Origin of the sequence: Virgibacillus ndiopensis, assembly GCF_900187325.1 — a bacterium.
Taxonomy (GTDB): domain Bacteria; phylum Bacillota; class Bacilli; order Bacillales; family Amphibacillaceae; genus Virgibacillus_E; species Virgibacillus_E ndiopensis.
In genome coordinates this window covers 336268-354598 of the sequence record NZ_FZMZ01000006.1, presented here as the reverse complement: position 1 = coordinate 354598, position 18331 = coordinate 336268, and the positions used below count along the sequence as shown (strand labels likewise).

At 37.3% G+C, this 18331-nt stretch carries 20 protein-coding genes and 1 riboswitch; of the genes, 5 read left to right on the top strand and 15 right to left on the bottom strand.

Annotated elements, in window-relative coordinates:
- Window positions 1-32 precede the first annotated feature (32 nt).
- The 7 genes from CS937_RS14440 to CS937_RS19525 form a co-directional block, all read right to left on the bottom strand.
- Window positions 33-446, bottom strand: a complete 414-nt coding sequence (locus tag CS937_RS14440) for a hypothetical protein (RefSeq protein WP_099159179.1) — start codon at window positions 444-446, stop codon at window positions 33-35.
- A 340-nt stretch (window positions 447-786) separates the two neighbouring features.
- Window positions 787-1545 (bottom strand): hypothetical protein, encoded by a 759-nt coding sequence (locus CS937_RS14435; RefSeq protein ID WP_099159178.1) that lies wholly within the window; start codon window positions 1543-1545, stop codon window positions 787-789.
- Between the two features lie 153 nt (window positions 1546-1698).
- Window positions 1699-2667 carry an ornithine carbamoyltransferase gene (gene argF, locus CS937_RS14430; RefSeq protein WP_099159177.1) on the bottom strand — a complete coding sequence of 323 codons (969 nt, stop codon included), beginning with the start codon at window positions 2665-2667 and terminating at the stop codon, window positions 1699-1701.
- Window positions 2668-5904: a carbamoyl-phosphate synthase (glutamine-hydrolyzing) large subunit gene (gene carB / locus CS937_RS14425; protein ID WP_099159176.1), complete on the bottom strand. Its 3237-nt coding sequence runs from the start codon at window positions 5902-5904 to the stop codon at window positions 2668-2670.
- A complete protein-coding gene (locus CS937_RS14420) occupies window positions 5897-6979 on the bottom strand; it encodes a carbamoyl phosphate synthase small subunit (protein ID WP_099159175.1) in 1083 nt (360 codons plus the stop codon). Before CS937_RS14420 ends, carB begins: the two co-directional genes overlap by 8 nt.
- A gap of 195 nt (window positions 6980-7174) precedes the next feature.
- Window positions 7175-7720, bottom strand: a complete 546-nt coding sequence (locus CS937_RS14415) for a D-glycero-alpha-D-manno-heptose-1,7-bisphosphate 7-phosphatase (protein WP_099159174.1) — start codon at window positions 7718-7720, stop codon at window positions 7175-7177.
- Window positions 7721-7807: 87 nt separating this feature from the next.
- Window positions 7808-7963 (bottom strand): hypothetical protein, encoded by a 156-nt coding sequence (locus CS937_RS19525; protein WP_176555845.1) that lies wholly within the window; start codon window positions 7961-7963, stop codon window positions 7808-7810.
- Between the two features lie 121 nt (window positions 7964-8084).
- Between CS937_RS19525 and CS937_RS14410 the strand changes: the two genes are divergently transcribed.
- The 3 genes from CS937_RS14410 to CS937_RS14405 are packed head-to-tail and all read left to right on the top strand — an operon-like array spanning window position 8085 to window position 8829.
- Complete coding sequence (locus CS937_RS14410) at window positions 8085-8264, top strand: hypothetical protein (protein WP_099159173.1); 180 nt, start codon at window positions 8085-8087, stop codon at window positions 8262-8264.
- The gene (locus CS937_RS19835; RefSeq protein WP_281251913.1) at window positions 8239-8373 is read left to right on the top strand and encodes a hypothetical protein; all 135 of its coding nucleotides are present in this window, start codon (window positions 8239-8241) and stop codon (window positions 8371-8373) included. Before CS937_RS14410 ends, CS937_RS19835 begins: the two co-directional genes overlap by 26 nt.
- 24 nt (window positions 8374-8397) lie before the next feature.
- The gene (locus CS937_RS14405; protein WP_099159172.1) at window positions 8398-8829 is read left to right on the top strand and encodes a glycoside hydrolase family 3 protein; all 432 of its coding nucleotides are present in this window, start codon (window positions 8398-8400) and stop codon (window positions 8827-8829) included.
- Between the two features lie 54 nt (window positions 8830-8883).
- On the opposite strand, the gene CS937_RS14400 is transcribed toward CS937_RS14405, so the two are convergent.
- The 3 genes from CS937_RS14400 to CS937_RS14395 form a co-directional block, all read right to left on the bottom strand.
- A complete protein-coding gene (locus tag CS937_RS14400; protein WP_099159171.1) occupies window positions 8884-9696 on the bottom strand; it encodes an alpha/beta fold hydrolase in 813 nt (270 codons plus the stop codon).
- A gap of 124 nt (window positions 9697-9820) precedes the next feature.
- Complete coding sequence (locus CS937_RS19520) at window positions 9821-9964, bottom strand: hypothetical protein (RefSeq protein ID WP_176555844.1); 144 nt, start codon at window positions 9962-9964, stop codon at window positions 9821-9823.
- A 55-nt stretch (window positions 9965-10019) separates the two neighbouring features.
- A complete protein-coding gene (locus CS937_RS14395; RefSeq protein ID WP_099159170.1) occupies window positions 10020-11243 on the bottom strand; it encodes an MFS transporter in 1224 nt (407 codons plus the stop codon).
- 167 nt (window positions 11244-11410) lie between these two features.
- Here CS937_RS14395 and CS937_RS14390 point away from each other — a divergent pair, with 167 nt between their 5' ends.
- Together CS937_RS14390 and CS937_RS14385 are read left to right on the top strand one after the other, a co-directional pair.
- Window positions 11411-11857: a YndM family protein gene (locus tag CS937_RS14390; RefSeq protein WP_099159169.1), complete on the top strand. Its 447-nt coding sequence runs from the start codon at window positions 11411-11413 to the stop codon at window positions 11855-11857.
- Between the two features lie 144 nt (window positions 11858-12001).
- Window positions 12002-12928, top strand: coding sequence for a bifunctional helix-turn-helix transcriptional regulator/GNAT family N-acetyltransferase (locus CS937_RS14385; protein ID WP_099159168.1), 927 nt, complete (start codon window positions 12002-12004; stop codon window positions 12926-12928).
- A gap of 73 nt (window positions 12929-13001) precedes the next feature.
- Here CS937_RS14385 and CS937_RS14380 read toward each other — a convergent pair whose 3' ends face one another.
- The 5 genes from CS937_RS14380 to CS937_RS14360 all read right to left on the bottom strand — a co-directional run bounded on the left by CS937_RS14380 (window position 13002) and on the right by CS937_RS14360 (window position 18219).
- A complete protein-coding gene (locus CS937_RS14380; protein WP_176555843.1) occupies window positions 13002-14354 on the bottom strand; it encodes a TrkH family potassium uptake protein in 1353 nt (450 codons plus the stop codon).
- Between the two features lie 114 nt (window positions 14355-14468).
- Window positions 14469-14614: riboswitch (cyclic di-AMP (ydaO/yuaA leader) on the bottom strand.
- Between the two features lie 144 nt (window positions 14615-14758).
- Window positions 14759-16204, bottom strand: a complete 1446-nt coding sequence (gene hpaB / locus CS937_RS14375; protein WP_099159167.1) for a 4-hydroxyphenylacetate 3-monooxygenase, oxygenase component — start codon at window positions 16202-16204, stop codon at window positions 14759-14761.
- Between the two features lie 129 nt (window positions 16205-16333).
- Window positions 16334-16879 carry a nucleotidyltransferase domain-containing protein gene (locus tag CS937_RS14370; RefSeq protein WP_099159166.1) on the bottom strand — a complete coding sequence of 182 codons (546 nt, stop codon included), beginning with the start codon at window positions 16877-16879 and terminating at the stop codon, window positions 16334-16336.
- A gap of 32 nt (window positions 16880-16911) precedes the next feature.
- Window positions 16912-17538 (bottom strand): chloramphenicol phosphotransferase CPT family protein, encoded by a 627-nt coding sequence (locus CS937_RS14365; RefSeq protein ID WP_099159165.1) that lies wholly within the window; start codon window positions 17536-17538, stop codon window positions 16912-16914.
- A gap of 39 nt (window positions 17539-17577) precedes the next feature.
- The gene (locus CS937_RS14360) at window positions 17578-18219 is read right to left on the bottom strand and encodes a DUF2306 domain-containing protein (protein WP_099159164.1); all 642 of its coding nucleotides are present in this window, start codon (window positions 18217-18219) and stop codon (window positions 17578-17580) included.
- Window positions 18220-18331: the final 112 nt, after the last annotated feature.

Sequence of the window (18331 nt, the reverse complement as noted above, 5' to 3'; positions counted from 1 at the left end):
GCAGAAAGCAATAAAATACCAAGTCCATATTATTAATTTTTGTTTAAGTCATTTTTAGAAAATAACTTTTTTATTATCCAATTACATGTCCCAAATATTAATCCTGCCGTTATGAATAACGAATATATCGATATAGATTCTGGCAAGAAAAATTGGGCTCCACCTAAAAATAATACAATTACGAAGGATGGCAGAATAAAGAGTAACATACAGCATAATGGATATAATATAAATTTTAATTTATTAAATTTCTCATCTATCTCATTTATAACCAGTAGGTATAGTGGGATAGTTATCAAAAAAGCTGGGCTAATCCAAACAACAAGAAAACCTATGTCTCCATTACTTAATGAATACCCTAATAGATTAAAGGTAAAGACAAAAGCATAAATTCCCCCTATAAAAGAGATAATCGTTGCTAAAATATAAATTCCAAGTTTTTGCATACAACCACCTCTCCTACTGGCTCTCTTACTATTTAACCATTCATACTTCGGTATTACAATGTGACATACTGGAACTCTGGAATAAACCATAACTGAATATAAATAAGGAAAATAAAACGAAGCTGTGGGATAAGTTGATAACTCATTGATTTTAGTACAAATTGTAAAAATAAAACCGCATGAAATCAAGGTTTTTAAATTTTGATTTCATGCGGTTTATTCATTTTTATAAGGTTCTGCCCCAGTAACGTCAAACACAAAATAAAAGTTGAAAAGTTATACGTCATCATTAAGTTTAGCCTATGTTTCCGGTCTAGCCACACCATCAAGGATTGCTCAATTAATCTATATATTCAAAAACACCGTGAAATGAATGCTTCATTTTCATGCCTTCAAAAGGGAATAGCCCTTTTTCTTTTGCCTCTTCAGCATGATCGGTAATAATCTCATCTAACAATTGCTGCGCATTCTTGTCCTTCGTATCAATCCCTAACTTTTCAGCCGATTGCATAATTTTCTTCTCTTGAACCTCTTTTGCTAATGAATAATAATCTTTCCCCTCTGTTTCAATGCCCAATTTATCTGCTTCCTTATTAATGTAATGTTCAAATATAGCTTTTTTTAGTGATTCTACATCTTTTCCCTCTGTAGAGATTCCTAATTCTTCCGCTTTCCGCTTAAGCTGTGCCTCATAGACTTCCTTGGCTAGCGCATCGGGATCCTTGCCTTCCGATTTGATACCTAGCTCTTTCGCCTTTTGCTTGACCTTTTCATGATGCACTTCTTTTGCCAACTCGTCTATGTCTTTTCCTTCAGCCTTAATTCCAAGTTCCTGTGCAGCCTTTTTTACTTTTGCCTCATAAACCTCTTTCGCTAATGTCTCAATGTCCTTACCTTCTGTTTCAATCCCCAATTCCTTTGCCTGCAATTTTATGAATGCTTCACTTTTGTGAAAAGCCCCCTTGTTTCCATGCTTCCCATGCATTTGACCTTGATGTGCGCCTTGAACATGTCCATGGTAAAAATCAGCAAATACGGCTGGCGCCTGTATAGCGAATGCTAGCGAAAATGCTAATACAACAAATAAACCTTTTTTCATCTAGTTATCTTCCTTCCTGTTGTTAAATATGTTTGCATTTAATATCATTTCCCAAAACAGTTAAATAAATGAAAAAAAGTTTATATTAATTTATGATTGCTGTGAATGGAGGTGGATTGGCATGCTCAACCACTTCACCGCCTTCTCAGTCACCTATCCCATCAAAGCGAGCATTAATGCTTTTTGGGCATGCAGTCTGTTTTCTGCCTGCTGAAAAACAACCGATCGCTTTCCGTCAATAATTTCTGCTATAACTTCCTCTCCTCTATGTGCAGGCAAACAATGCATAAAGATGGCATCCTTTTTTGCCAGCGAACATAAATCCCTATTTACTTGGTACGTTGAAAACAATTGCTCCCGAACCATTTGTTCACTTTCCTGCCCCATACTTGCCCATACATCCGTATAAATGACATCTGCCTGGTCAACTGCGATTTGCGGATTAGATGTTACTTCCACTTTGCTTCCATGGTCATTAGCAATGGAAATTGCTTTTCGCGTGATACTCGGATCTGGCTGATACCCTGTGGGGGCTGCGACGCTTATGTCCATACCCATAACGGCTGACCCAAGCATTAAGGAATTTGCCATATTGTTCCCATCTCCAATATAAGCAATTTTCACCCCCTTGAGTCCTCCTTTTATTTCCTGGATCGTTTGTATATCAGCTAACACCTGACATGGGTGATACGTATCCGTTAATCCATTAATAACTGGAATACTTGCATTTTCAGCCAATTCCTCTACTACTGCTTGTGAAAAGGTACGGATCATTATACCATCCAAATAGCCAGACAAAACTTTGGCTGTATCTGCAATTGGTTCGCCTCTTCCCATCTGAATATCGTTTTTACTCAAAAATAGTCCCGTACCACCCAGTTGAAAAATACCTACTTCAAAAGAGACACGTGTTCTAGTAGATGATTTTTCAAAAATCATACCGAGTGTTTTTCCTTTTAATGGCTGCACATTCTTTCCTGCTTTTCGTGCGTTTTTCAAGTAAGTTGCCAGCTGTAATAAATAACTGAGTTCTTCCTCATTGTAGTCATCAAGAGTTAAAAAGTCCCGGCCTGTTAACGAATGCTCCAAACTAGCTTCTTTTGTCTTTGTCTTTAATTCCATTTAAAACACACGCTCCTTCAATTTATTGATGTCACTACTCTTTTGCAAATATTCATTAATGGCACAAGGCGCTTCAATCGTTTGTGTCGCTGCCTGTAGAAAAGCAACTAACGTTTCAATAGATGTGAAACAGGTTATGCCCGATTTAAGTGCCTCTTCCCGTAATCCGACATGCTCATCACTCGTAAAATTTTTATGAATATCACATAGTAGTTGAAAACCATTGTCCAAGCATATTTCCTGTGCCTTCCTAATACTCATTTCCCTATTTACTAATGTACCGACTCTAAGTGCTTTGGCAGTTTCCTGATCAGCGACAATCTTAACTGGTACACATGCAAGTAAATCCACTAACTCTTTTGGTACAGCTGAACCAAGTGACAGAAAAATAGGCTTTCCATCATACAAATCTAATAATTGATGTTCCTTCCAGCCAAACGCTTTTGCCATCGCTCCCTCAACTGTATTACCAATTCCAATTGCTTCACCCGTCGATTGCATTTCCGGTCCTAAATACGGATCAATTCCTGGTATTTTAGTTGTCGAAAACACAGGCATTTTAACAGCATAGTAAGGGACATCTTCATGTAACCCTAACTTCCATTCTTGATTTTTTAATGACTGCCCCATTTGCACGCGTGTTGCTAAATCAACTAAAGGGACACCAGTAACTTTACTTGCGATTGGTACAGTTCTAGATGCCCTTGGATTAACCTCTAATACATAAATCTCTTTCCTGTCTTCACTTAAAACGAATTGGATATTAACTATTCCCTTTAATACTAGTTCTGCTGAGATTAACTTCGTATACTTCTCAATTAACTCCTTTTGTTCCATCGTTAAATCTGGTGCAGGAAATATAGCGATACTATCGCCTGAATGGATGCCTGCTCTTTCAACATGCTGGAAAATCCCCGGTATCAAAATGTCATTCCCATCACAAACTGCATCAATTTCCACTTCGTATCCGGGAATAAATCGATCAATTAACAATGGAAAAATGCTAGCAGTTGGATTGCTTTTTTTTAGCCCATTCAGATATTCAAAAAGCTGAGTATGATTATATAAAACTACCATTCCTTGCCCGCCAATCACATAGGAAGGGCGCAGTAATATTGGATAACCAATTTCATCTGCAACCTTAACAGCATCCTTTATATCCATCACCGTTTCTCCAGGTATATGTGGAATATCTAATTTCCCAAGCAATTGATAAAACTTATCACGGTCCTCTACCGCTTCGATTGCAGCGAGAGATGTCCCGCATACATTTACTCCTGCATCACTTAACCCTTCAGCCAGATTAATCGCGGTTTGCCCGCCAAACTGAACCAATACGCCGTCTGCCCTTTCCTTGTCAATGACGTGTAAAACATCCTCCTTCGTTAAGGCTTCAAAATATAGGTGATTAGCAGTATTAAAATCAGTACTAACCGTTTCTGGATTATTGTTGATGACAATTGCTTTTACTCCCTGCTCCTGTAAAGCCTTTGCTGCGTGAACAGAACAATAATCAAATTCAACACCTTGACCTATTCGAATGGGACCAGATCCTACTACGACTATTTTTTGTCCACCAGCTAAAGACTTCACTTCATCCAACTCATTCCATGTACTATAAAAATAGGGTGTTTCCGCTGAAAATTCCGCTGCACACGTATCAACCATTTTGTAGGATGGAGTCAAATCTAATTTTCTCCAAAGCTCTCTAACTTCTTTTTCATTTTTATTGAAAATCTCTGCTATCAGACGGTCCGGGAAACCAATTGTTTTTACCTTTCCCCATTCATCCTTGCTAACCGATTCCCAGCTCTTAGCCTTAAGCTCTTTTTCCACGCTTATCATATAAGCAATTTCGTTTAAAAAGAATTTATTGATCTCCGTTAATTCGTGGATATACTCTAGCTTATAACCACGTCTGAATGCCTCGGTTACCACAAATAACCGTTCATCTGTTGCCCGCCCTAACGCCTTATCAACCTTTTTGTCCTCCCATTCTGTAAGGGGAGATAAAGATAAGTAGTCGAGACCTATTTCTAATGACCGAACCGCTTTGTTTAATGCGGCTGGAAAATTACGTGCAAGCGCCATAACTTCTCCAGTTGCCTTCATTTGCGTTCCTAGTAATCTATTCGCTTGGGAAAATTTATCAAACGGCCAGCGTGGAATTTTTACAGCAATGTAATCAATAGCAGGTTCAAAGCTTGCATATGTATTGCCGGTTATTGGATTTATCACTTCATCCAAGTGATAGCCCAAAGCAAGCTTTGCAGCTATTCGTGCGATTGGATAACCAGTTGCTTTTGACGCAAGTGCACTTGAACGGCTCACCCGCGGATTAACTTCAATAATAACGTATTCATCACTCTCGGGGTTCAAGGCAAACTGAATATTGCATCCTCCAACAACACCAATCTCTCGGATTACTTTGCATGAAGTACTTCTAAGCATTTGGTATTGCCTGTCATTCAATGTTTGTGAAGGAGCGACAACGATGCTATCACCTGTATGTATACCAACCGGATCAATGTTCTCCATATTACAAACGATAATGCACGTATCATTGGCATCACGCATTACCTCGTATTCTATTTCTTTCCAGCCTTTCACACTTTGTTCAATCAACACCTGCCCAATCGGACTGGCATGGAGTCCATTTTTCACGATAGTCTTTAATTCCTGTTCATTTTCTGCTATTCCACCGCCAGCCCCACCTAACGTATAAGCAGGTCTGACAATAATGGGGTAGTCTGTAGTTTTGGAAAATTGGACTGCTTCAACCAACGAACTAATCGATAAACTCTCAGCGACCGGCTCATCAATGTCCTTCATCATCGATTTAAATAGCTCACGATCCTCTCCTTTTTTAATGGTATCTAATCGTGTTCCCAACAATTCCACATTAAATTGGTCTAAGACTCCAGATTTAGATAGTAATACAGCAAGATTCAACCCCGTCTGTCCACCAAGAGTAGGCAACATACCATCCGGCTTTTCTTTTTTTATAATTTCCGTTAACGATTCCAGTGTTAAAGGCTCAAGGTAAACTTGATCAGCTATTGTCTGATCAGTCATGATAGTGGCTGGATTATTATTGACAAGGACAACCTCGACCCCCTCCTCCTTTAAAGCAAGGCAAGCTTGTGTACCAGCATAATCAAATTCAGCTGCCTGCCCAATCACGATGGGGCCCGACCCTATGACCAGAACTTTTTTAATATGATTTAATCTAGGCATATTGTGTCACTCCTTTGGCTGGTATACTGCTAATAAAGTCATGAAAAATTCCTTGTGTATCACTTGGTCCGGGATGTGCTTCTGGATGAAATTGCACAGTCATAATTGGCATATAACTGTGCATAAGCCCCTCAACGGTTTGGTCATTCACATTAATATGTGAGACACGCCAATCCTTCATAGCAACGGAATTCATGTCAACTACATAGCCATGATTTTGCGATGTAATCATAACTTTACCTGTATGCAAATCTTTTACTGGATGATTACTACCACGATGACCATATGGTAATCGTTTTGTTTTTCCTCCATAAGCCCACGCCACCAGCTGATGACCAAGACAAATTCCTAAAGTAGGATAGCTTTCTGTTATTTTTCTAATGTTGCTCGTCAAATACATTAAATCTTCAGGATCTCCGGGTCCATTAGACAAAACGATTGCATCTGGATGTAGCCCTTTAATAGTTTCTGGATTTGTATCAAAAGGAACAACCGTAACATTACAATCAAGTTCTGCCAATGTACGAGTAATGGAATGTTTGTATCCGAAGTCATAAACAACTACATGAAGGTTTCCGGAATCGATCTTATGCTGCGTAATCGACTGGACAGATACTTTTTTGACAATGTCCGAATCCACCTTCAATTTTTGGGGAATATCCTGTATAGAAGAAGTTAATTTTCCATATACCTCTCCATGCTCTCGTATAATACGAGTAAGTGTGCGGGTATCTATTTCGTATAGACAAGGAACCTCATATTTGTTGATCATGTCTTCAAGCGAAAAATCCGACTGATAATGTTCTGGTGTATGGCAGGGATGGGATATGATTAACCCGTTTAATGAAGGCTTAAGGCTTTCATAATCGATATTGCTAAAGCCATAGTTACCAATGAGTGGGTATGTCATGCTCACGATTTGCCCAGCATAAGAAGGGTCTGTCATTACTTCCTGATAGCCTGTCATTGACGTATTAAAAACTAACTCCCCCTCAGAAGCATATTCCTTCCCAAGCCATTTTCCTTTTAAAACGTCACCAGTACTTAATACAAGATAGCCTGATTTATCGTCCATGTTATTTTCCCCTCCATTAATATTAATGCATTATTATGTATTTTTATTCATATTCACCTAAAATAAAGACTTCGCTTTTACAGCTTATAGCGAAGTACATACAATAGAAATAAAATATTGCATTAAACAATAACCAACTATTTTGAATTATTATGCACTATATTGAATATTATTTCAATAGTTATTGGGTTAATTTTATAATTTATTTATACTCCCCAGACCAGACAACCACACCGCAACAGAAATCAAATCAGGAAAAACCATATCCGCGTTAGCGTGTACATCCTTACGATTTCCAATCAAAATTGTTTGTACCCCCGCTTTCTTTCCTGCTTCTATGTCCGGCTCTCTGTCACCAATCATATAGCTTTTAGCTAGATCTATATCATGTTTTTCCGCCAGATCTAGAATCATTTCAGGCTTCGGTTTGCGACATGAACATCCTTCATGTGGCTTATGAGGACAATAGGCGATGTCCTCAATTTCCGCATCGAATTCCGCTAAAGCATCTATCATCTTTTTATGAACAGCCCCCAACGCAGACTCCTTCATATATCCAAGGCCAATTCCACCTTGATTTGTCACAACAAAAACTTTCAATCCCATATCATTAAAACATTTAATCGCTTCTCCAACACCTTCTAACAAGTAAAAGTCATTCGGCTTGTTCACAAACCTCACCCGCTGGCTAAGCACTTCATTGATGACACCATCACGGTCTAAGAACATACCAGCATCCATAAAGTCACTTCCTTTTTTGTAAAAATACGAACAGTACCAGCACTGTTCGATCTTGTCATTTATGTATCATAGTAGCACATTCCGATTTTAACACTGAATAAACAACGGTAACACGACAGTTCTTCCATCAAAATCAGTTTGCCTCAATCCGCCTTCTTTCATAATCCCAAATTTATCTGATAACCGTGTTGTACTCTCGGGGTGATATGCCGGCACACGGGATGATAAACCACCTCTCCTCATGATGCGCTACCTCTCAAGTTGATGATTATATCCTTATCACTAGTTTTATATCATGGATCTTCTAATCCAAAAGTTTCGAAAAACGAGGTAAAAATCACTCGATTTATTCGATAGCCTTGGAATGTCAGGTGCAAATGTCGTTGAACCAGATCGAGTTGCGGTAGAAGCGTTCAAAGCAGGTAACGATATTTTATTAAATCCACCTGATGTTGGTTTAGCATATAACTCCATGCTTGAAGCCGTTCAAAATGGGGAAATTATCGAAGAAAGCGAAAATGGAAGAAGGTTTATTTGGGAATAATTATACCGATCCAAGTGAGATTGAAAATATCGGTACGGATGAAAATTTAGCTAAAGCGGCTGAAATTACAGATAAGAGTATTACCCTTGTTAAGAATGAAGATAACTAATTACCATTACAACGTGACAACAGCGTGTTTATAACAGGGCCATCTACCGGTGATCCGGATTATTTATCAGATCTCTTACAAGAAAAGAATTATGATACGAGTGACTACGCAACAAACACTAGTCCGACTGCCAGTCAAATTGCTGAAGCTACAGAACGTGCAGCCGATGCAGATACAATTATCGTTACTTCGTATACTGCCAACACAAACGCAGCCCAACAGCGTTTGGTAGCTTCCTTGATGGAAACAGGAAAACCTGTTATAGTAACGGCGATGCGCAACCCATATGATATCATCGTATTCCCTGAAGTGCAGGCGTATCTAGCTACGTACGGAAATCGGGATGTTTCCGTTAAAGCACTTTCACGCGTACTCAGTGGTGAAGTGAACCCTGAAGGAAAATTACCAGTAACAATCCCAGGATTGTATGATTTTGGGCATTATTTGAGTTATTAAACGGAAAAAGAGCTGTCCTTTGGGGCAGCTTTATCTTTTGTAAAAATCCACTTACTAATTTGCTACAAAATCTGCTAATTCCTTATTAAACTTAGTACGCTCTTCCCAGAACAACCCATGGCCACTATTCTCAAACCATACAAGCTTAGAATTTCTTATGCCGTGATGAAGTGCTGATGCTAATGGTGGTAAACAGATTTGATCATGTCTACCCTGAAATAGTAAGGTTGGCACTTGGATTTTTTCCATATCATAGAACATAGTTTCCTCTCGCAAAGAGACTAATACATTTGCGGTTGAATACCCTGATGCTTCAAGTCCCATTTGGAAAAACCAATCAGAGAATCGCTTCGTAATAGGTTGATAGAAAAACATGTTTGTCAATTCTGCCAGCATAGTTGGACGATCATTATAAACTTGTTGAATGAGTGCATTAACGTCTTCCTTTTCTAACCCATACGGGAAATAAGACCTCTTTACAAAACTAGGAGCAGCAGCAGCAAAAAGGGCTAATTTGGAAACACCATAGCCATAATGACGCCCCATATATCGAATAACAATTGCTCCACCTACAGAGTGCCCTGCAAGTGTGAAATTCTGTAGCCCAAGTGCTTCAACAACACATCGAATATCGTCAGCCAGTATGTCGTAGGTGTAACCTTCCCATGGCTTATCAGATTTTCCAAATCCCCTGATATCAATGCCAATACACCGATATCCCAGCGCAGGAAGTATGTCAAACTGATATTCGAATAATTTATGATTGGCTGGCCAACCGTGAACAAAAAGTATGACATTCGGACTCATTCGGTTGATATCTTCTACATAAATGTTGACATCAGATTTGCACCTAACATAATACCCCATTCGCAGCCCTCACTTCATTATTCATTGTATTATAAGCTATTCAAAAGGGGCTTAGTTTATAACTTTGAAGTTTGGAATAAAAAATCCAATGTGACATGGGAATCCCCCATGTCACACCGCATACTTATTTACCAAGGTTCTTATTGTTAATATATTCGTTCGGTTCTTCCTCGCCATGAGAATTATTATTCTTAAATTGACTTTTACGACCGTTTCGATGTTCACCGTGGTTTGTGTTTTCTTTAAATTGATTGTTTTTCTTATCCATTTTTTATCCCCTTCCTAACAAATATTTTTTGAAATAAGGCGTTTTTTATACATTTTCAAATCCTGTTTCCCATTAGCTGAATATCATGTTTAGGTTTCACATAAAACAACGTAACCAACACGGCAAGCAAACTAAATCCAACAAAACAAATATTTAAATATCCGGGGAAATTTTTCAGAAGAACAGAGACAAGTGGAGGGCCGAATGCTACTCCTAAAAATCTCATACTGCTGTATAAAGACGTAACAGTTCCACGTACTTCCTTATTCACACCTTCTGTAATTAATGCATCCAAACAGGGCAAAGATAAACCAATCCCAATGCCTACTAATGTTAATACAATTAATACAAACGCTAAATTCAAATTGCTACTAAAAAACAAAAGTGACACTGCTGTTAAACCATTCCCAATAATAATTGCCCATTTCATCATCACTTTATTTTCTCCAACTTTTTTACCGGCTATATAGGAGGTCATACAGAGGAACAGTAAAGGGATTGCCAGATAAACACCCTTCAGTAACACACCATCTACATTATATTGATCATCCAAAAGAAAGGAAAAATGGAATAGAAGCGCAAATAACACTAGCATGTTGATGCATCCAATAATAAATACGGATATTAGCCAACGACCGTTATGATGAAAGACGTCTTTAATTGATTTTCTAAATGATGAAAAATTATAATCCTTCTTATCTTCTTTAGAAGCGGGAGCCTTTACTAATACCATAACTAAGATGATCGAAATAATACATAAGATTGGAATGGCTGCAAAGGGTATGAACCATATATAATAAGCAAGAAAAGCCCCAATTATTGGGCTTAAGACTTTTCCAAAGGTGTTAGAAGTCTCAATAAATCCTAACCCGGCACTTACATCTTTCTCGTCTTTGTACATATCACCTACTGTTGGGATGACGATTGGAAAAGCACCTGATGCGCCTATACCCTGTAAGAACCTGCCAACCAGAATAAACAAATAAGGATTATCTAATTTCCAGGCAGCAAAAGCAGAAACAACTCCACCAACTCCAGCAATAATCAAACTTGGAATAATTACCTTTTTTCTACCTATCCTATCTGATAAATATCCAGCAAGAGGAATAAGCAAAATCGCAATAAAGGAATAAACCGATATAATTAAACCGGATTGAAATGGTGTAATCCCTATCTCTTTTTCAATCATCGGTAATACAGGAATTAACATTGAGTTCCCTAGTGTCATAACCAATGGTATTGATGCTAATCCAACCAGATCCCATTTTTTCCTTTCCATGCTATTCCACTCCAATTTAAAGACAATAATGATGAATCATTTCTTTTTTGTATTGTTAATCAAAATCTTCTTTTTATACCGCTTCTTCCCTAAAGGTAAAAGAAAGATAATATTTATCTGGAAATGACAAATACTATAAAAAATTAGGAAGGGATGGGTATAGCTTTATGGATCATTTAAAAACATTTGGGATAAAGTTTATTGTTACAGCAATAGCTGTTTTCTCCATATTTGGCATACTTTTTAATACAACATTGATTAATTTATTCTGGATTAGTTTATTAGTTACAGGAATTTCTTATCTTGTAGGGGATTTATTTATTTTAAAGCGATTTAACAATATCACAGCAATAATTGCGGATTTTGGTTTGGCGTTTCTTTCATTGTGGTTACTTGGAAGTATATTTCTTACCCAAACGGGTCTTCCAATAATTACACTTTCAGCAATGGCGGCTTTTTTTATCACGTTATGTGAACCCTTTATTCACGCCTATATTAGAGAACACTTTTCAGACAACACAAACAAGCACACACCCGTTAGGAGAGAATTACAAACCGAGTTTTCCGAAGAATTGGATGTACACACCAGAAAAAAAGATCGTAGTGATGATTAACATAATGAAACGCAAAAGATCCCAAAAAGTAGTTGGGATCTTTTACGTTATATTCCTATTGAAGAAATTAGCATATCTAATTAGTTGACTATATCAACTAATTAGATTTATCATACATTATATTAAAAAGGGAGGTTAACTTGTATGGAGCTCATTAACTATGTAGAAAAAATTCGGAAATTCAATAGATATTATGCAAACGTTCTGGGTAAAGTCGACCTGGAAATCTATAATCAACCTTTTTCTCTAACCGAAGCCCGTGTTATAACTGAAATCTTTTACAAAAATAGCTGTACTGCTACTGAAATTAGAGAAAACCTGGGAATTGACCGAGGATACATGAGTCGAATTATCCAACGATTTGAGGACGAGAATATAATCTTAAAGAGACAATCAACAGAGGATAAACGACGCTACTTACTTTATCTAACCGAACATGGCATAACTATTTTTGAAAACTTAGTAAAAAAGGCAAATTGTGGTGTGAGCAAAATGATTCAAAACCTATCGGAACGTGATTTGGCCAAGCTAGTCACTTCCATGGAAACGATCGAATCTATATATACAAAAGATCATTCAACACTCACGCAAGTAGCCATTCGTCCATTCCACGCTGGGGATGTTGGATATGTTGCACATCTCCATGGAAGGCTTTATAATCACACATACAAGTTTGGACCACTATTTGAATATTACGTTATGAAGGGCTTATCTGAATTTATGATCAGCACTGACGGAGGAGAGCTCTGGATTGCTGAGCTGAATGGTGAAATTGTTGGTTCTATTGCGATCACAAAACATAGTAATTCAGTAGCCCAGCTTAGATGGTTTATATTGGATGAAAATTATCAAGGAATAGGCATTGGAAAGAAGCTGATGGAAACAGCAATCAACTACTGTAAAGATCAAAACTACAAGCATGTTTTTCTATGGACAGTAAGTATTTTAGCAACGGCCCGCTACCTTTACCAAAATTACAATTTTACATTAACAGAAGAGAAGACCAACAATGAGTGGACTGGAGAAGAATTGATAGAAGAACGCTGGGATCTTGATTTATCTAAATCTTAAAGTAGTAAATACATTAATAACAGAAAAGCAAAAAGATCTAGACTTCATCTTTTTGCTTTTCCTTTCATCAAAGTTACCCAACAATAACCCGCTCTTTTGGATAATGGTAATTCGTTTGTTTATTTCTTCTATTGAACAAGAAAATGAACGATAAAATTCCTATTCTTCCGATGAACATGAGTGATATAATAACAATTTTACCAGCATCACTAAGTTCAGGCGTTATTCCCATTGACAATCCTGTAGTGCCAAATGCAGAACTAACCTCAAACATAATCTCCATTATTGGAAACGGTTCTGTTTCAGAAAGAATAACCGTTGCTAAAAAACAAAGCAGTAATGCAAGAAAGCTAACTACAACCGACTTTCTAACATCATCCTCATGTATTTCACGCCTAAAAACCTTTATATTCTTCTGGCCTTTTGCAAAAGAGAACATTAACAATAAAACAATAGCAAAAGTGGTTGTCCTTATTCCTCCCCCAACAGAGCTTGGCGAAGCACCGATAAACATGAGAAAACAAATAGCTAATAAGGTTGAATTAGAAAAGTAGCTTACATCCATCGTAGCTAATCCACCATTCCGCGTTGTAGACGATTGAAATAATGCATAGAAAAATGACTCATGCCAGCTTTTACCTTGAAAGAAATGGTTAGCTTCAAATATCAAAATAATGATAGTTCCAAATATCATTAATGAAAAAAATGTGACTGTCGTTAATTTTGTATACAAAGAAAAATGATGGCGATAGTGCTTCTTTCTATTTGCCATAAAGTCCTTTAATTCTATCAGTACAGGAAATCCAATTGCACCCAATGTCAATAAAATAATGTTTATAAATTGCACAAAATAATCATGGGCAAATGGAATAAGTGAGTTACCAGTAATATCAAACCCCGCATTTGTTGTTGCACTAACGGCAGCGAATAATCCTTGTAAGAAAGCATCCTGCCAAGTCGGAAAATAAGACAGAAAGTAGATGCCTAGGATAACCGTTCCAACAGACTCAATAATAAGAATCATTACAAGTATCTGTATCATCAATTTAACTAATCCTGACATATTGGACTGATTCTGATCCGTTCGAATTAATTCCCTTTCCTTAAAACCTATTTTCTTTCCTAAAAGTAACCAAAAAAAGGTACCAAGTGTCATAATTCCAATTCCGCCAAACTGCAGAATAAAAAGCAAAATAAATATTCCAGGTGTACTAAATGTATCTATTACCGGTACAACCGATAGACCCGTTACACTTATTGCACTTACCGCCGTAAATATAACATCCAAAAATGACCAGTTCACACCCGGTTTTAGAGCTATCGGCAAGCTAAGCAAACAAACAGAAATGATAACTGCAATTACATAAAAGGAAACAATAATTTGTGCAGGTTGTAAGCTTTTAATTGTTTTTAGTATTGTGGACAAAAGCAATTTCCCCTTTGATTCAAGTTACTCACCTATCTCTTTTTAGCATTTCCATACGAAAAAAGACCATTACAAATAGAATGGTCTCATGATAAATCGATGACCTTCCCCTCTGAAAATACAATACAACGCTTACGAGGTTAGCTGTCGGGTTAGGAACTCGAGAGTATCCCTTCTTACTGTAGTAAGATTCACCCCAGATTGAAAATAATCTACTAACTTTGGTTCCCCCGCTCAAGAAGATTAAGCGATTAAAAGGTACGAGTTATTTAATTAAGGAATAAGCAAAATTTACTCCTATTCTCTTTAATTGTCAACAAGATTTTGGCACTAAAAAATCCCCTTTTGTAATCAAAGCAAAAAAGGGGATATAACACTACTATTAATTTACTGTTAGCACATTGCTAAGATTCCATATTTAAAAACCGATGAACATTCTCCACATATTTATCCTTTTTATAATTCATGTACAAGCTTTGCGAAAGACGAATTGGGTCCCCAAAGAAAAACCGTTCGTACAATGTCTGTCTTGTTCCGAATGCACTCATGGACAGATCCCAAGCCAATCGGAATAATTTGACCCTATCCTCTGCCTTTTTAGTAGCGGCACGCAAATAAAGGTCTAATTCCCCTTTAATTTCTGATTTAAAGTCCTTTTCTGTTGGTATGGAAACGAGACCGCTCGCCCCAAGAGATTGGATGATTTCTGAAAACCTTGGATAAATTTTCGGGAACGTATTAATAGCAGCATATAATGTATTCAAATCTGGTACCATCGTGCCATTTACATCTTGTTTTGCCTGATGCTCAGAAGCGATTAAAAATGCTTTCATCGTTTCACGGGCAAGGATAATTTCTGACACTTTATCTTGCACATGCTGATATTCACCTATATTAATTGTATCAACAAGCGATTGTACTATTCCAAGTACAAATTCTGTTTTAGTAACCTGTCTTGCAACAATCTGATGCAACGTTAATGGGAAAAATAGGCTCTCCGTGAAAAACTTGCCTGTTATCCGTGGATTATCATAATAAAATACTCTATCCCAAGGAACAAGCACATCATTAAACACGATAACAGTATCCATTTCCTCAAAACGCGAGCTTAGCGGATGGTCGAACTCTGAATCTTTATAGACAAACGATTCCCGACAGATGAACCTTAGTCCCTTTGTATTACTTGGAATGGAAAAAGCATAACTATGCGCTTCATCAGCACCCACTGTCGAGAATACCAATATTTCATCTGTGATTCCGCCCTGTGTAGCTAAAAGGCGTGCCCCCTTTATGATAATTCCATCCTTATTTTTCTCTACAACCTGTGCTGTAATGATTTCATCTTCCTCATCATCTTCAAAGTAAAATTTACCTCGGTTAACTTGCGGATTTATAAATGTATGTGTGAACGACAGATCGTTTTCTCTTGCATATTCATAGAATGATAGCAAATTCTCAGGAAAACAATTTTTCTCACCTTTTAACAGATCTACTGACGCAGCAAACGATGCCAAAATAGTGTTCATGTAGTCCGGACTTCTTCCCATCAAACCACCGTTTACTTTTGCCCATTCTTGAATCATCTTACGTCTTTTTAAGAGGTCCTCTTTTGTCTTTGGTATCAAATACGAAGTCCCAACTTTTTCACCTGAAGATGGTGAATCGTATGTCATGATATCCTCAATCGATTTCGTATGCTGTAGATCGTATAATGCAGCTTGGCTTTTCATAACACCTTTAAAAGCTTTATGTTCAGAGATTTTTCCTTCTATTCGCTTCCCTTCAATCCAAATATCAGATTTTAATTTGTTAATCCTATTCATGTAGTCTTCACCTGAAATAATTGGCACCTTAAACCCCTCCTAAATAGCCTTAAACCCCACAAAACAGAGTAATGTATACCATTAATCATTATGAAAAACGGGAGCTATTTATGCACGGATCGGAACACAAGGCCAGTCCCCCTGTCCCACTTGTGGTTAATTCAGTAACTGCATTATCTTTTGTTTCACTTCAATTGGTAAGGGTTGTTTCAGTGCTTCTTCTAGCAAACCTGCATGCTGTACGCCATTAGTTTTAAAATGATTTTCAATTAGGCTTATTTTTTCTTGTTTATTTGGAATTAAACAGTATAAAACATACCAATCTTCCAGTGAACATAGGGGGATTTCTACTCCGTTTATTTTTTTATAATCTACAATGGAATCCCTTTTAAACGACAATTTATATATCCCATCTTTATGTTCTAATGCAAATCCGCCCATAATATCTATATCAATATGATTAATACAATATTTAGTGAAATACGTTGTTCGAAAAGGTGCAGAATGCTTTACTTCTTTACTTTTCCCTAACGGTGAAATTGTTTTATTTAATTGAGTAGCATTATTTTCACTCACCAAAATATCTATATCATTAGGGTTATCCACTATTTTATGAAATTGAAGTAAAAGTGAACCACCAACTCCCCAAGTAATATTCTTATTATCTAGTTTGTTTCCGATTAAAGATAACGCTTCTAGCATATTACATCCCCTTACATTTATTTATAAACAACTTATTCAGTTTCCATTTCTTCAATCTGTTGAAAAGCTATGGGAGGGGGACCGTCTGCGAGTCGTTGACCAATTAAGGCAGCACATTCTTTTGGTGAAAGTAATGAAGTATCGACTTCTAGATCATAAATACCGGGCTTATGGACAAGTTGTTGCCAAAAACGGACTGGTTCGGGAACCTTGCCTTCAGAGGTGTAACCAACTTGCCAGGTATCAATCCGCCGCTCCATAATAACGTCAATCGGACACCGCACACCAACGAAGAAAACAGGGAGTCCCTTCAATATTTGTATGCATTTGGGTAGAATACCACGGGGAACTGAATAACCATCATGATGTCCAACGTCCACTACAACATGAAAGCCCAATCGACTGTGTAATGCAATCGATTCGTATAAAGCTTGATACATATTTACAATAAGAGACTCAAGTTCTGGGCGCTCACCCCCAGGGCGTAACCCAATCCCAGGTTGATATCGTTCTGGAGTCATTTTCATGAAATGATCAACACCTAAGTTCATCCATACACCCTTAAACGTATGTTGGATCTCAGCAGCAATACTGGACTTCCCAGATCTTGGAGGACCATTAAGGATTACAATTTTTCCAGGTGAAGCTGTTTCTGACATAAAGTTTCCTCCTTCCGAATTCCTTTCTTCCACTAAAAATTAATTCTTATGTCCCTTAGGTGATTTTAGGATAATCCACTCAACAATCACAAGGTTTAAGACAATCCCAATCCAGATATTTACATGTAACACTTCTTCTATCATCTTGTCTCTTCCATCTGGAAAAGTAAAGCCGTTTAATGTGTAATAAGCAAGAAGAAGAACTGGCACTACGATTCGCCCACTTACAGCCACCAGCGTTACACCAAAACTACGGATCATCCATTTGCGGTGTTCGTTGAAACTTCTTTTTACAGCTTTTCGATAACCTTTCAACGTCGTAAATAACCATAAAATCGTCAATGTTAGAAATGCCACAGATTTAGTGAAATTATCAATATACAAAACTACCACGAGCGACAAAAGACTACTTATAACGATACTACCGACGTACGTTCTCCCAAGAAAACGATGAAGCTTTGGTTTTTTAAGATGAAAACGATCTACAAACTGAAAAAAACCGGTTACTAATGCAATAAATGCAAAAACAATATGTGTAACTAAGGCTGGATATTGTATAGCCTTCGATGTGATCGTCACACGGCTTGAATCAGGATCTAGCATCAAATATGGTGCCATGAATGGAATAATAACACCGAGACTTACAAAAATTAATAGCCACCAGCTTTTTCTTTTATGCACTTAATCAACCTCCTCTTAATGCTATTCACGTCCACTATAGCTCGATAATCTGTAAAACCTCTTAATAAAATATAAAAAAAATATAAAAATTTTTCCTTATCATGAGACCAGA

Coding starts and splice junctions, on each gene's coding strand:
- CS937_RS14440 (WP_099159179.1), bottom strand. CDS start 446: ATGCAAAAACTTGGAATTTATATTTTAGCAACGATTATCTCTTTTATA.
- CS937_RS14435 (WP_099159178.1), bottom strand. CDS start 1,545: ATGAAAAAAGGTTTATTTGTTGTATTAGCATTTTCGCTAGCATTCGCT.
- argF (WP_099159177.1), bottom strand. CDS start 2,667: ATGGAATTAAAGACAAAGACAAAAGAAGCTAGTTTGGAGCATTCGTTA.
- carB (WP_099159176.1), bottom strand. CDS start 5,904: ATGCCTAGATTAAATCATATTAAAAAAGTTCTGGTCATAGGGTCGGGC.
- CS937_RS14420 (WP_099159175.1), bottom strand. CDS start 6,979: ATGGACGATAAATCAGGCTATCTTGTATTAAGTACTGGTGACGTTTTA.
- CS937_RS14415 (WP_099159174.1), bottom strand. CDS start 7,720: ATGGATGCTGGTATGTTCTTAGACCGTGATGGTGTCATCAATGAAGTG.
- CS937_RS19525 (WP_176555845.1), bottom strand. CDS start 7,963: ATGAGGAGAGGTGGTTTATCATCCCGTGTGCCGGCATATCACCCCGAG.
- CS937_RS14410 (WP_099159173.1), top strand. CDS start 8,085: ATGTCAGGTGCAAATGTCGTTGAACCAGATCGAGTTGCGGTAGAAGCG.
- CS937_RS19835 (WP_281251913.1), top strand. CDS start 8,239: ATGGAAGAAGGTTTATTTGGGAATAATTATACCGATCCAAGTGAGATT.
- CS937_RS14400 (WP_099159171.1), bottom strand. CDS start 9,696: ATGGGGTATTATGTTAGGTGCAAATCTGATGTCAACATTTATGTAGAA.
- CS937_RS19520 (WP_176555844.1), bottom strand. CDS start 9,964: ATGGATAAGAAAAACAATCAATTTAAAGAAAACACAAACCACGGTGAA.
- CS937_RS14395 (WP_099159170.1), bottom strand. CDS start 11,243: ATGGAAAGGAAAAAATGGGATCTGGTTGGATTAGCATCAATACCATTG.
- CS937_RS14390 (WP_099159169.1), top strand. CDS start 11,411: ATGGATCATTTAAAAACATTTGGGATAAAGTTTATTGTTACAGCAATA.
- CS937_RS14385 (WP_099159168.1), top strand. CDS start 12,002: ATGGAGCTCATTAACTATGTAGAAAAAATTCGGAAATTCAATAGATAT.
- CS937_RS14370 (WP_099159166.1), bottom strand. CDS start 16,879: ATGCTAGAAGCGTTATCTTTAATCGGAAACAAACTAGATAATAAGAAT.
- CS937_RS14365 (WP_099159165.1), bottom strand. CDS start 17,538: ATGTCAGAAACAGCTTCACCTGGAAAAATTGTAATCCTTAATGGTCCT.